This window comes from Vibrio sp. MACH09 (assembly GCF_033238805.1).
Classification (GTDB): domain Bacteria; phylum Pseudomonadota; class Gammaproteobacteria; order Enterobacterales; family Vibrionaceae; genus Vibrio.
Window position 1 is genome coordinate 1,642,168 of record NZ_BSFZ01000001.1, and the last position, 13,387, is coordinate 1,655,554.

Genomic DNA, 13,387 nt, shown 5'->3' on the forward strand with positions numbered 1-13,387 from the left:
TACTTGGAACAGTACTCTAATTACTTAAAACAGATTCCCGTCGCGCACCAGTTCTCTGGGTAGACCATTTTTTACTCGGTTTCCTACCCACTTGCCTAACCCTATTATGTCTTGACCAAGTTTAACGATCACTTCGCCTTTGCCGCTAATATTCTCGGGGCGAATATCTCTTCCCATGTACCACTCTCTGGCGTTATCGGTAGAGACCTCAATCGCACTATGTTCTTCCCCTGTTGCCAGTGCCATTACCATTTCATGCTGCCATTTGTAGCCTTTCTTGTGAGTTTCCGCCAGCTTTATACCCATACGTGAAAAACGGATCTCGCCAATAAAATTGTCTAGCTGAGCCGGAAATAACCATACTTCTTTATCTCTAATCCACAGATGTCCATCAGTTGGCAAAGATATGTCTAAGTCATCTTTGAGCGATTGAATAATATCTTGTTGCTCTTTTACTGATGCTTTTGAAAATGGAAATTTTCCAAGTCTCTTGTTCACCTCTGGGGCTTCAGTACTGGCAAGTTTAACAATGCTGGCGATGAAGAAACCTTCGCTATCGAAACATTGAGGATAAACGTGCAAGAATCCTTCTTCAGTTAATGCGTCTTGGCAACCGTCGAATAAACCAGACAGAGACTCAAATTGTACCTGATCGGGAAATCGTTGCTTAAGGTGATGACAAACTTGCTGGTTCTCTTCTTCACTCAGTGTGCAAGTAGAGTAAATTAATCTGCCGCCGGGTTTGAGGGCGTGAAAGGCGCTTTCAATGAGACCTTTCTGCGTACGTGCGATGTCTAGCACAGATTCATGACTCCAGTTTTTCATGGCATCAGCGTCTTTGCGAACCGCGCCTTCGCCGGAACAGGGTGCATCTAATAATATGGCGTCAAACTGTTCAGGTAACCAACCACCAAATACCCGGCCATCAAAGTGTGTTATAGCGATATTTCGAACGCCGCAACGTTGGATGTTGGAGTGCAAAATTTTAACTCTGCTAGCGGAAAACTCGTTTGCAACCAGCAGACCTTCATTGTTCATTGTCGCGGCAATTTGTGTGGTTTTGGATCCGGGTGCTGCGGCAACATCTAGTACGGTGTTCAACGGACGTTGATTTAGATAAAACAGTGCTGTCGCAGGCATCATTGAGCTTGCTTCCTGGATATAATACAGTCCTGCCATATGTTCAGCTGTGTTACCTAATGGTGTTTCTGACGACTGGTCATAATCGATCCAAAAGCCAGTGTCACACCAAGGTACAGGCGTAAGTTTCCAGCCTTTTTTCTTTGCTCTATCAATAAATTGCTTAACAGAGATTTTAAGCGTGTTGACTCTAATGCTCTTTCTTAATGGCTGTTTACAAGAAGCGATAAACTCATCCATATCTAAGTGAGCTGGGAGTTGTTGCTCAATATGAGAGAGAAATTCGTCAGGAAGTTGTATGTTTGCGTGCACTGCAGTTACTCAGCAGATTAAATAGTGCTGGCTATTCTATCTTTATCACCAAGTTAGCTCAATTGAATTAACAGAGTAAACCTTAAGCCCCTTAGTCAGTAACACGTACTAACTAAGGGGAAGGAGATTAGGGTTGGAGCGTTATTGAGGCTTTGGAATAGCGGTACGCCACTGAGTCCACTGCTCGAGAGGTTGTTCATGGAGGAGAAAAGAGTGCTCTTTAGCCGCAGGAGGCGCTAAGTTGCTCTTTTCTGGAGTAGCAAAGGCAATGCCGCCGCGAAGTAGGCTATCGAAAGTGCCTGCTCTAATTTGAGCGCCTGAAAGGCCAATGGTCACATCAACACCGGACACGTTCCAGAAAACAGTATCTTCCCTTACTAAATACGCATACTCATTATCGATCTCTATAGTGGATATTACCCGGTCAGCAAATGTTCCAAGTTCGACTTTAGTTACTCGGCCAACTTCTATATCTCTATACAATACAGGAGTATCAATATTTATAGAGTCGCGATGCTGGCTTTGTAGGGTAAACTGAACACTGTTGGTCTTTTTAGCTTGAGAATGGAGAACAAATTGGCTGCTATTTTTGCCTTCTCCTGGAGAAACCTGAATATAACTGGCAATTAAAGAGTCTAAATTCTTGATGCCATTAAGACCAACTTCTGGTGCTGCGACCCAAAAGTAACTGGTTTTTCGAGTTATGTTATCTGTGTATTCAGGTTTAATACGAGCAATGATCTGTGTTGATTTTTGCGCGAAGTTAGCTTTTGTCGAGATCACTTCCCCGACAATGACGCCTTGATATTTTATTGCCGTGCCTTTTTGAATACCGGTTGATTCTGTCGTGACCAGACTGATGGTCGCACCATATTTGCGTGCTTGTTCGATGCTATCGTACAACCGCCATGATTTACCGTGTTTGTTTTCTACGCCCGCAATAGAGTCAAAGGCGATACCGCCTTGTAATAAGGATTTCAGTGGTGCAGTTCTTATATTAACGCCGGTTAAGCTTGCATTTACCTCGATACCTGAATGGTTCCAAAATACCGTCTCATCAGTAATTAAGTTGCGGTAGCGGTTTTCGATTTGAACATTGATGTTTACTCCCTGAGTCGTCAATGTATAACCAGATATCTTGCCTACTTGTAAATTCCTATATAACAGAGGGCTTCCTTTACTTACTGGCGGTAATGTGTCGGCCATTAAGGTGAGTGTTTTTGAACCCGTTTGATTATAAATAGCGATTTCAGCGAGAGGGCGGTTAGCATATAACTGGTAACTATTTTTAGGCTTATCTGTACCGTCGCTAATAAAGCTGATAGAACCAGTGAGAAGTTGTTTTGCCGGTGGAATCGAGACGCTAACGCCAGATTCAGTGAGCTCGGCATTCGCACTGCCGTTTACATAAAAGCGGTTTCTCGATTTTAGTAAATAGCGATAGTCGCTATCGATTAATGCCGAGATTGATACCTTTTCATCGATAAGCTCTACATGAGAGATATAACCTACCTCTATCCCTTTATATAAAATATCTGTACCGGATGAGAGCCCATAGGATTGGTCAGAGACTAACGTTATGGCAATAGAGTGTGCGTTTCTCTTTAGTAGTTCATCTTTTCTAATCGCAATAAATTGTCGCGATTTCTCACCTTCGCCCGGGATAACAGAAAGAAAGTTACCGGTGACCAGATTAGAGAGGTTATTGATCTCGGTAATAGAAACTTTTGCTTCCTCAAGCATAAATTGTGAACCCGTATTTAACATATCGGAAAACGACGGTTGAATGGCCGCAGAGGCGATAATGTTGTTTCTACCTTCGCTAAAAGATAAGTCGGTTATTTGGCCTATTTCTAATCCACGATACATTATCGGTGCGCCGCTATGACGAATCTTATTGTCATCAGGCAGTTCAATCTTGATTGGAATACCTCGGCCAGCAGTTTTTAAGTCTCGGTATAACTTAAACTCTCTATTTTGTTCGATCGACGCGCCGCCATCGGGTGAGTCTACGGCGATAGCACCTGTTATAAGGGCGCTTAAACTTTCAAACTGGACATCAACCCCATTAAAGCCAATTTGCGCCCCAGCACCACTGACATTCCAAAAACGACTTTCGTCGGTAATAATGTGGGCATACTCGTTTTTGATAAACGCTTTAATAAGCACAGAGTCGCCATTATCATCCAATTTATAACTGTAGACTTCTCCGATAGGGATTTTACGGTAAACAATTTGAGAGCCGATAGAGAGAGAGCCTAAATCACGAGATTTTAAAGTGATGTTTAACCCTTGCGAGGCTTGTAAATCTGCCGGTCTTCCTTCAAGTGCGGTATACGTTTTAGGAATGTCGTCACCGTCATGAATCTCAGAGGCTGGCTGAATAGAAATATAGTTACCTGAAACGAGCGCATCCAGACCGGATATTCCCGAAATACTCGCGGTAGGTTTTACTAACCAAAAACGAGTGTCTGCGCCGAGGAGTTTGGTTGCTTCCGGATAAATGTCAGCATCTACATATATACTTTCTAAGTCTGGGGATAAGGAGATATCCCTTACCATTCCCACTTCTAAACCTTGATAGCGAATCGTCGTTCTTCCAGCAATCAGCCCTTGAGCATCAGAGAAATAAATTTGCACACGTTGGCCAGCTTCATTGATTGCATTCAGTACCAACCATCCTGCGAGTACTAATGTAATGATAGGCAGTATCCATAGTGGCGACACTCCGTAATCTTTTTTAACATTCGGTTTGTATATTTGAGACTCAGAATCACTCATTTAAACACTCTTATAATTATTCAGGGGTAGACCAAGGTATTTATGCCAATAAGCTAATTATGTACGAAGACAATGCGCCATTTGAATTACTGTGAAGTGGCTGACTTATCTTTATTTTTTTGATCCCAAATTAGCCGCGGATCAAAATTTTCTGTCGCTAACATGGTTAATACTACAACGACACCAAATGCAACGGCACCAAATCCAGGGGTGAAGTTTAGTATTTGACCTCTATCCACTAGGGTCATCATAATTGATATTACAAATAGATCCATTACCGACCATTTACCAATCCATTTCACTACAAAATATATGACCATCCTCTGTTTTTTAAAACTTTTTTGGCCAAGTTGGATAGAAAGAAGTATGTAACTCATACCAATAATTTTAGCGACTGGAACGATGATACTGGCCACAAAAATGATCAGTGCGATACCATACATGTCTTTAGTAATTAGACCGGCGACGCCGGAAAAAATGGTATCTTCGATTCTCTTGCCGTTAGTAAATAAAATGGAAATCGGAATAATGTTTGCTGGAATAATAAATGCCGCAGCAGCCACCAATAGCGCCCATGTTTTTTGTACGGAATGAGGTTTACGCTTAGTTAACTTGCTACGACAGCGGAGGCATTTATTCGAGATAGGTTGAGATAAGTTGCATTGGTCGCACTGTTCTTTTATTTCGGTGAGCTGGTAACTCTCTTCTGACTGCCACGCTTCCCAATAACGCCTGACACTGATTCGAGTAACCAGCATCAACATAAATAGCTGAAGTAAAATAATACCTAATAACCCGGGGCCGACAAAAATATCTGAGTAATCTCGTAGTTTAAAGCAAGAGATAGCCAAACTAACTAAGAATACATCCAACATCATCCACTGTTTGAGTTTTTGCATCACCATCAATGAGTAGCGAAATGGTTTAAACCAACGTCTACTCAATGATAGATGGTTGATGATGACAGCAATACATACTGATAGCGGTGCGATTGAGCTGCAAAATAGGATGAGAATGCCTAAACCGACAAAACCTTCCTGCATTAAGGTAAATGTACCAGAGGGTAGTGTGGCTGGAATCATCACGCCAACCAAACGAATACTGATAAAAGGAAAAAAATGAGAAGGGATAAATAAAAGTAAGCAAGTTAGTGCCAGAGCGAGGTTGCCGATTATTGGTTGCAGCCCCCCTTTATACAACTTGGTTCCGCACCGCGGGCAGTAAGCACTTTTTCCAGCTTCAATAGCTTCAGTTGATATTGTTAGCTCACACCCTTTACATAGTCGAGCATGCGTTGGGTGATCACTGTTGTCTGCTTGTTGAGTCGTAGAGGTCATAATAAATTAGACGATAGTCCATTTGTCTAGTTAAGCCAATTAAATAATCTGCGTACGCAAAATTATTTTAGATGATATTTTTCAAGTATTCTGATGTGAAAATTGTTTGTACGCTTACTTAATGGCCATTTGTTGGTTTCGCTTGCTTTACGAGAATGTCACTGAGTGACATCAATTCGTCGTTAGCTTTACGCTTTAGCAGAGTAGTAAAGGTACTTCAATTTTATATGATAAATCAACTGCTCCTATTTAATAACTAACTGTTATTTGAGGTTAGATACGTTTGTGGGTATCGTGATTGCGGTCGTCTTTAAGCTATTGACCAATAATCGGTTGTAAGCACATTATGACTCATTACATTTTCTATGCTTTAATAATCTATTCAATGGACTGAATCGTGATCAGTTCCAATGAGTAGAATTTAACACTTTCAGTTAAGGTAGTTGTACCTAAAGAGTTTAAAGTGGCATCACCATTATGGCATCTAATACAGAAATGGCGTTATGAATAGACTTAAACTCCGGACTAATTAACTGAACCATATAAATACACTGTTAAGACATCAATATATTATGCAAATAGAGCACTACCAAACATTAACCAAACAAGCTGTCGCGTTACTCGAATCTGAATCTGATCTAATCGCTAATCTGTCAAATTTATCAGCGTTACTGAACATGTCGCTTGATGAAATCAATTGGGTTGGTTTTTATCTTGTTAAAAGTGACGAACTGGTTTTAGGCCCATTTCAAGGTTTACCTGCCTGTGTAAGAATTCCAATGGGTAAGGGCGTGTGTGGTACAGCCGCGGCAACAAATAGCGTACAACGTATAGCGGATGTGCATTCATTTGCGGGACATATTGCCTGTGATGCGCAAAGTAACTCAGAAATTGTTATCCCATTTTCTATTAACGGAAAGCTAGTTGGTGTACTGGATATTGACAGTCCAACCATCGCTAGATTTGACGAAAATGACCAGCAAGGATTGGTTTATCTTATGAAAGAAGTCGAAAAGCTGCTTAATTCGCACGCTAACGATGAATAAAATGAGTGAACATAGTGGTTTTTCATAAGCATCTCACTATAATAGCCCAAATATTTGTAAGAACGATCCGCGGATAAACCGCAAAAACCAGGAACCGACATGGAAAACACTGAAAAGTTAAAAAACAGCAAAGAAGTGATTGCGTATATTGCTGAATGTTTCCCGAACTGCTTTACTCTAGAAGGTGAAGCTAAGCCACTAAAAATTGGCATCTTTCAAGATCTTGCCGAAAGACTGGCTGAAGACGAAAAAGTAAGCAAAACTCAGCTTCGTGCTGCATTGCGACAATATACTTCATCATGGCGATACCTTCATGGTGTTAAAGCCGGCGCTGTACGTGTTGACCTAGACGGAAATGCATGTGGTGAGTTAGAAGAAGAACATGTCGAGCATGCCAAAACAGCACTTGCTGAAAGTAAGGCGAAAGTACAAGCTCGTAGAAAAGAACAAGCAAACAAAGCTCGTGAAGAAGCAAAAGCTAAAGCGAAAAAGCCTCAACAACGCCGTGCTAAGCCGACTAAACAAGCTAAACAAAATACTAAGCCTGCAGCACCTGAAACTCGTTTACTTACATCAGATGAATTAATTGTTGGATCTGACGTGAACGTGAACATGGGCAAAGGAAATATGGCTGCAACGATAGTTGAAATTAATAAGGATGATGTGCGTGTTCGCCTAACCAATGGTCTTCAAATGGTGGTTAAAGCGGAACACCTGCGCGCATAAAGGAGATAATCCTACGCATGAATTGCCGTTTAAAACTTACACTTATAGCCGCTAATATTGTTTTAGCGGCTTCTGCTCAGGCTTTAGAAAGTAAAATATCTAAAGACGAAATCCCTAATCTTAGCGCTGAAGCGCAACATACCACAGCAAGTAAAAGAGTTACTTCTCGTTTTACCACAACGCACTATAAGCGTTTTAGCCTCAATGATGACTTTTCTAAAGCGATGTTTGATCGTTATTTAGAATTGTTAGATTTCAATCGAAATATTTTCACTCAAAACGATATTGATTCATTTGCAGCTTGGTCAACAGAGTTAGACGACCAATTAAAGCAAGGAAATAATCAAATTGCGTTTGATGTCTATAATCTTGCTCTTGATAAACGCTATGACCGTTATGTTTATGCTTTGTCATTACTTGATAAAGAGATCACATTCGACAGCGATGAAAGAATTGAGCTAGATCGCTCTGAGGCGGCATGGCCAAAAGACGAAAACGAGCTAAATGAGTTGTGGCGTAAGAGGGTAAAATACGACGCGTTAAGTTTAAAGCTGACAGACAAAGAGTGGCCAGAGATTAAGGAGATGCTTGAGAAGCGATATAATAACGCTATCAAAAGGATGACCCAATCTCATAGTGAAGACGCATTTCAACTCTATATGAATGCCTTTGCTCGGCAGATCGACCCTCATACCAGTTATCTATCTCCAAGAAACGCAGAGCAGTTTCAGTCAGAGATGAATTTATCGCTAGAAGGCATTGGTGCTGTACTACAGCAGACAGATGATTATACCGTAATTCGTTCCTTAGTTGCTGGTGGCCCGGCGTCTAAGAGTAAAGAGTTAAGTGAAGGTGATCGAATTGTCGGTGTCGGTCAACAAGACGAAGATATTGTTGATGTTATCGGCTGGCGACTGGATGACGTGGTGCAATTAATAAAAGGTCCTAAGGGAACCGAAGTTAAATTGCAGATATTGCCAGAAGGTAAAAGCGCAAAAAGTCACACTGTAACAATTGTCCGAGATAAAGTGAGACTTGAAGATAGGGCGGTTAAATCCAGTATCATTGAAAAAGACGGTAAGAAAATAGGTGTGCTTGAAGTGCCTAGCTTCTACGTTGGATTATCAAAAGATACTGACAAGCTCATTCAAGAATTAAAGGCGCAATCTATCGACGGTATTATTGTTGATTTACGAAATAATGGTGGTGGGGCGTTAACGGAAGCAACGGCTCTTTCCGGTCTGTTTATTTCAAAAGGGCCGGTTGTTCAAGTTCGTGATAGCTACGGACGAGTAAACGTAAATAGTGATACGGATGGTTTGATCAGCTATCAAGGTCCTATGACTGTGCTGATAAATCGATACAGCGCGTCAGCTTCTGAGATATTTGCGGCAGCAATGCAAGACTATGGTCGGGCAATTATTTTGGGAGAACAATCTTTTGGTAAAGGAACAGTTCAGCAGCATCGTTCACTTAACCATATCTACGATTTGTTTGATAAAGAGCTGGGTTACGTCCAATACACAATTCAAAAGTTTTATCGCATTAATGGCGGTAGTACGCAGAATAAAGGTGTAGTACCTGATATCTCTTATCCTACTCCAGTTGATCCTGAAGAAACGGGCGAAAGCGTTGAAGATAATGCGCTACCGTGGGATAGCATTGATCGTGCTAACTATGGTGTTCTAAAGCAGCGCGATGAACAAATAGCGTTTCTAACGGCTAAACATCAGGCTCGTATTGCTACCGATATGGAGTTTGCGTTTATTGATCAAGATATTGAGAAATATAAAGCAGAGAAAGATGATAATAGCCTGTCGTTAAATGAGCAGGTTCGTCGTAATAAGAGTGATGAGCGTGATGATCAGCGTTTAGAGCGTGTTAATAAGCGTCAAAAAATGGCGGAAAAAGAACCGTTTAAAACGCTAGAGGATATTCCTAAAGACTATGAATCTCCTGATGCTTATTTAGATGAGTCAGTAGCCATTACTCTTGATATGATTAATGCTAAAGATTAATAGCCAATAATTCTGACAAAAAGTAAAAAGCGAGCATAATGCTCGCTTTTTTTATCTGTTAATTTTATTGTGATTTATGTCAATAATTTCGCGTTATGGGCTAACTGAACCTACTCTTATAAAAAGTGGAGAGGGTTTGAGTTATGAGATGGCTTATTATATTTCTTGCTTGTACATCGTTTTATCTATCCAGTTCCGAACTTAGTGAGAAAAGAACTGATCTTACTCAGTTCGATTATCCATTCTTGTTGGGCGATTGGTATTTAGTTAATCCATTTCCTGATGAAGCGGGTAACGACTTTGTTGTCATCCGTTTGCATATAGCTTCAAACTACTCGTTTGCCATAGAGATTCAAAAATATGATGATACCTATGAGTATTGGGCTGGCGAGTATATTGTGGATCGAGATACATTAGTATTAGGCGCGGATATCGACAACCAACAAATCTATAACTACACCGTTAGCCACAATCAATTGATGCTCAATGGCATCTATTTTTCCAAAGGCTATCATTCTGAATTAGTCGGAAACTGGACCAGCGAAGCGATACAAGGAGACGATATTCTGGCTAGTAAAGTGAGTAAGTTAAACTTAACCTTGCAGCCTGATTTCATGTTTCTATTTATGGCGGAATCTCATGATGGCAATATGGCCGCATACCAAGGCGTTTATTATTTTGAGGGGGATAGTTTAGTGCTGATGTATGAGAAAGGTGAACAGAATTCTCGATATAGCATTGATGAAGGCCAATTGACTTTACAAAGTAATGACTTTGATATGCTCGCTGTCATGAATCGGTCGGAGTGATTTATACTGTTGAATATATTTATTTCTGAGTAATGAGCTTGCTATTAAATGGTTATGTGGTCAGATGTTTTTAAATATGGTTATTTTGCAAAATAACTGCTTTTGTGGGGTTGTAATTCGGCTTTGGCAACCAAAGATATAGAGACAGACGAAATTTACTTGCTTTGCCAAGCACATAAGGAACTATCATGTCTCAAGCTACCGAGAGTCAGGCACCCGAAGCCAAATACCGTAAAGATTACCAATCTCCTGATCATACTATTTCTCATGTTGATCTTGATTTTGATCTGGATGACAACGCGACGACCGTGACGGCTACTTCAAAAGTACAACAGTTGAAAGAGAGCTCGACTCTGGTTTTGAACGGAGAGCATATTGTTCTTAAATCCATTTATGTAGATGGTGTTGAGTGGGATGATTTCGCAACCCACAAAGGTGAGTTGCGAATACATAACCTTCCAAAGCAGTTTGAATTAACCATAGTTAATGAGATAAACCCAAGTGAAAATAGTGCGCTTGAAGGTTTATACAAATCAGATAGTGCATTTTGTACTCAGTGCGAAGCTGAGGGATTTCGAAGAATTACTTACTACCTAGACAGACCAGATGTGCTGGCCGTTTTTACTGTAAAAGTTACTGCTGATAAAGAACAGTATCCTTACTTACTGAGTAACGGTAATAAAATTGAGCAGGGCGAACTAGCCAATGGAAAACATTGGGTAAAATGGCATGACCCTCATCCAAAACCGGCTTATCTTTTTGCGCTTGTTGCTGGTGACTTTGATGTCTTGAATGACAAGTATATAACTCGATCTGGACGCGAAGTTGCGCTGCAAATTTTTGTTGATAAAGGCAATTTAGACAGAGCTAATCACGCTATGCTGTCATTGATTAATTCGATGAAATGGGATGAGCAGAGATTTGGTCTAGAGTATGACCTCGATATTTACATGATCGTTGCGGTTGATTTTTTCAACATGGGGGCGATGGAGAACAAAGGGCTAAACGTCTTTAACTCCAAGTTTGTTTTAGCAAATGAGAAGACTGCCACGGATACCGATTATCTTGGTATTGAAGCGGTTATCGGTCATGAGTATTTCCACAACTGGACCGGAAATCGGGTTACCTGCCGAGATTGGTTTCAGCTTAGTTTAAAAGAGGGTTTGACCGTATTTAGAGATCAGGAGTTTTCATCTGATTTAGGATCTAGAGCGGTAAACCGAATTAATAATGTAAGAATCATTCGCGGCCCGCAATTTGCGGAGGACGCGAGTCCTATGTCTCACCCAATACGCCCAGACAAAGTTATTGAAATGAATAACTTCTATACATTGACTGTATATGAAAAGGGCAGTGAAGTAATTCGAATGATGCATACTCTACTGGGAGAAGAGAAGTTCCAACAAGGAATGCAACTCTATTTTGAACGTCATGACGGCACGGCAGCAACGTGTGATGACTTTGTTGCGGCAATGCAAGATGCTTCTAATGTTGACCTGTCACAGTTTAAGCTATGGTATAGCCAGTCAGGAACCCCAACCGTTAAAGTGACCAGTCATTATGATGAAAATCTCGCTCAATTTACCTTAACACTTGAACAGTCCACTGCTGCAACGCCAGAACAGCAAGAGAAACAAGCGTTACATATTCCTTTTGATATAGAACTATACGGGAAGAATGGCAGTGTGATTCCGTTACAGTGTGACGGAGAAACTGTCGATAATGTTGTTAATTTTAAACAAGATAAGCAAACATTTGTTTTTGATGGTGTTAAAGAGCAACCAGTGATCTCTTTGCTGCGTGAGTTTTCTGCACCGGTTAAAATAGAGTATGACTATTCTGATCAGCAACTTATGTTTTTAATGGTTCATGCTAGAAATGATTTTGCGCGTTGGGATGCCAGCCAAATGTTATTGGCAAAATATATTCGCAGCAATGTGGCTAACCTTCTGGCTGGTAAAGCGTTTGATATTTCCAATGATGTCATTGATGCATTTCGTGGTGTGCTTCTCAATGAAGCATTAGAGCCTGCATTTATTTCCGAAGTACTTTCTCTTCCAAGTCATAATGAAGTGTCAGGTTGGTTCAAGCCAGTAGACGTTGATGCAATTGCGAAGGTCATTAAATCTCTAAAAGTGGCTCTTGCTACTGGATTAGAAGATGAACTAAGTGCTGTTTACTCTACACTCGTTCAAAAAGAGTACGATATTAGCCATGAATCTATTGGTAAACGAGCGTTACGAAACTGTTGTTTGAGTTACTTAGCTTATCTGCCTGAAGGTAATAACAGAGTAGAACAACAGTACGCATCGTCAACCAATATGACAGATACCATAGCGGCATTATCTGCCGCGAATCAGGCAGAGCTAATGTGCCGCGAAAGTTTGATGGCAGACTTTAGTAATACATGGAGCCATGACGGTCTGGTCATGGATAAATGGTTCGCACTGCAAGGAACAAACCCAGCTAATAATGCGTTAGACACGGTTAGAAAAACCATGAATCACGCTACGTTTAGTTTGAAAAATCCAAATAGAATTAGAAGTTTAATCGGATCATTTTTATCGGCAAACCCAGTCAATTTCCATGGAAAAGATGGTAAGGGTTATGATTTTGCAGAAGAAATTCTGACATTGTTGAATGATAAAAATCCACAAGTTGCCTCTCGACTAATTGATCCTTTGTTGAAATATAGAAACTATGATGATCAAAGAGCAGAGCTTATGCGTGAAAAATTGGAGTCTTTGTCTAAACTGGATAACTTAGCAAAAGATCTATTTGAAAAAGTGACTAAAGCGCTAGAGTCTTAGTAGACGGCGATTTATTAATTGGCTGCGACTCATGTTTGGTCGCAGCCTTTACTAAATTAACTTATCTAATATGAAACAATATACATTTCGATTAAACATCTCTTATCAACATTTTTTACAGCATTATAATGGTGTTGCCAGTCATGTTGTTGTCTATTCTGACCAAGGTTTAAAGCTGCAGATACCAGCATCTCGATTGCGTCCATTTATTAGTCAATTGGGCTTAAAAGGAAGGTTTAGGTTAACAACTGACCAGACAAACAAATTTGTAAAGTTAGAATCACTATAGTTCTCTTTTTTTTCAGTCAGTTAAACCGTAAGACCTATCACAAAAATAGACATTTCATCTTATTATCCCTCTAAAGCTGTTAACTAAAATACAATATTGCTTTTACAATGTAGATACAC

The 13,387-nt window shown here is 40.4% G+C and carries 9 protein-coding genes; 6 read left to right on the plus strand and 3 right to left on the minus strand.

The window, feature by feature from the left end:
* Positions 1–24: 24 nt before the first annotated feature.
* The 3 genes from rsmF to CHJ_RS07260 all read right to left on the minus strand — a co-directional run bounded on the left by rsmF (position 25) and on the right by CHJ_RS07260 (position 5,570).
* On the minus strand, positions 25–1,452 hold the full coding sequence (rsmF, locus tag CHJ_RS07250; RefSeq protein ID WP_317917306.1) for a 16S rRNA (cytosine(1407)-C(5))-methyltransferase RsmF: 1,428 nt from the start codon (positions 1,450–1,452) through the stop codon (positions 25–27).
* 141 nt (positions 1,453–1,593) lie between these two features.
* Positions 1,594–4,233 (minus strand): PqiB family protein, encoded by a 2,640-nt coding sequence (locus tag CHJ_RS07255; protein WP_317917307.1) that lies wholly within the window; start codon positions 4,231–4,233, stop codon positions 1,594–1,596.
* Positions 4,234–4,319: 86 nt separating this feature from the next.
* Positions 4,320–5,570, minus strand: a complete 1,251-nt coding sequence (locus CHJ_RS07260) for a paraquat-inducible protein A (RefSeq protein WP_317917308.1) — start codon at positions 5,568–5,570, stop codon at positions 4,320–4,322.
* 572 nt (positions 5,571–6,142) lie between these two features.
* Between CHJ_RS07260 and CHJ_RS07265 the strand changes: the two genes are divergently transcribed.
* From CHJ_RS07265 to CHJ_RS07290, 6 genes are all read left to right on the plus strand, one after another.
* Positions 6,143–6,616 carry a GAF domain-containing protein gene (locus CHJ_RS07265; RefSeq protein WP_171751937.1) on the plus strand — a complete coding sequence of 158 codons (474 nt, stop codon included), beginning with the start codon at positions 6,143–6,145 and terminating at the stop codon, positions 6,614–6,616.
* Positions 6,617–6,715: 99 nt separating this feature from the next.
* On the plus strand, positions 6,716–7,342 hold the full coding sequence (gene proQ / locus CHJ_RS07270; RefSeq protein WP_171751938.1) for an RNA chaperone ProQ: 627 nt from the start codon (positions 6,716–6,718) through the stop codon (positions 7,340–7,342).
* A gap of 17 nt (positions 7,343–7,359) precedes the next feature.
* Positions 7,360–9,360 (plus strand): carboxy terminal-processing peptidase, encoded by a 2,001-nt coding sequence (gene prc / locus CHJ_RS07275; protein ID WP_171751939.1) that lies wholly within the window; start codon positions 7,360–7,362, stop codon positions 9,358–9,360.
* A gap of 143 nt (positions 9,361–9,503) precedes the next feature.
* Positions 9,504–10,169: a hypothetical protein gene (locus CHJ_RS07280; RefSeq protein WP_317917309.1), complete on the plus strand. Its 666-nt coding sequence runs from the start codon at positions 9,504–9,506 to the stop codon at positions 10,167–10,169.
* Positions 10,170–10,357: 188 nt separating this feature from the next.
* A complete protein-coding gene (pepN, locus tag CHJ_RS07285) occupies positions 10,358–12,979 on the plus strand; it encodes an aminopeptidase N (RefSeq protein WP_317917310.1) in 2,622 nt (873 codons plus the stop codon).
* A gap of 70 nt (positions 12,980–13,049) precedes the next feature.
* The gene (locus CHJ_RS07290) at positions 13,050–13,268 is read left to right on the plus strand and encodes a DUF2835 domain-containing protein (protein ID WP_171751942.1); all 219 of its coding nucleotides are present in this window, start codon (positions 13,050–13,052) and stop codon (positions 13,266–13,268) included.
* Positions 13,269–13,387 lie beyond the last annotated feature (119 nt).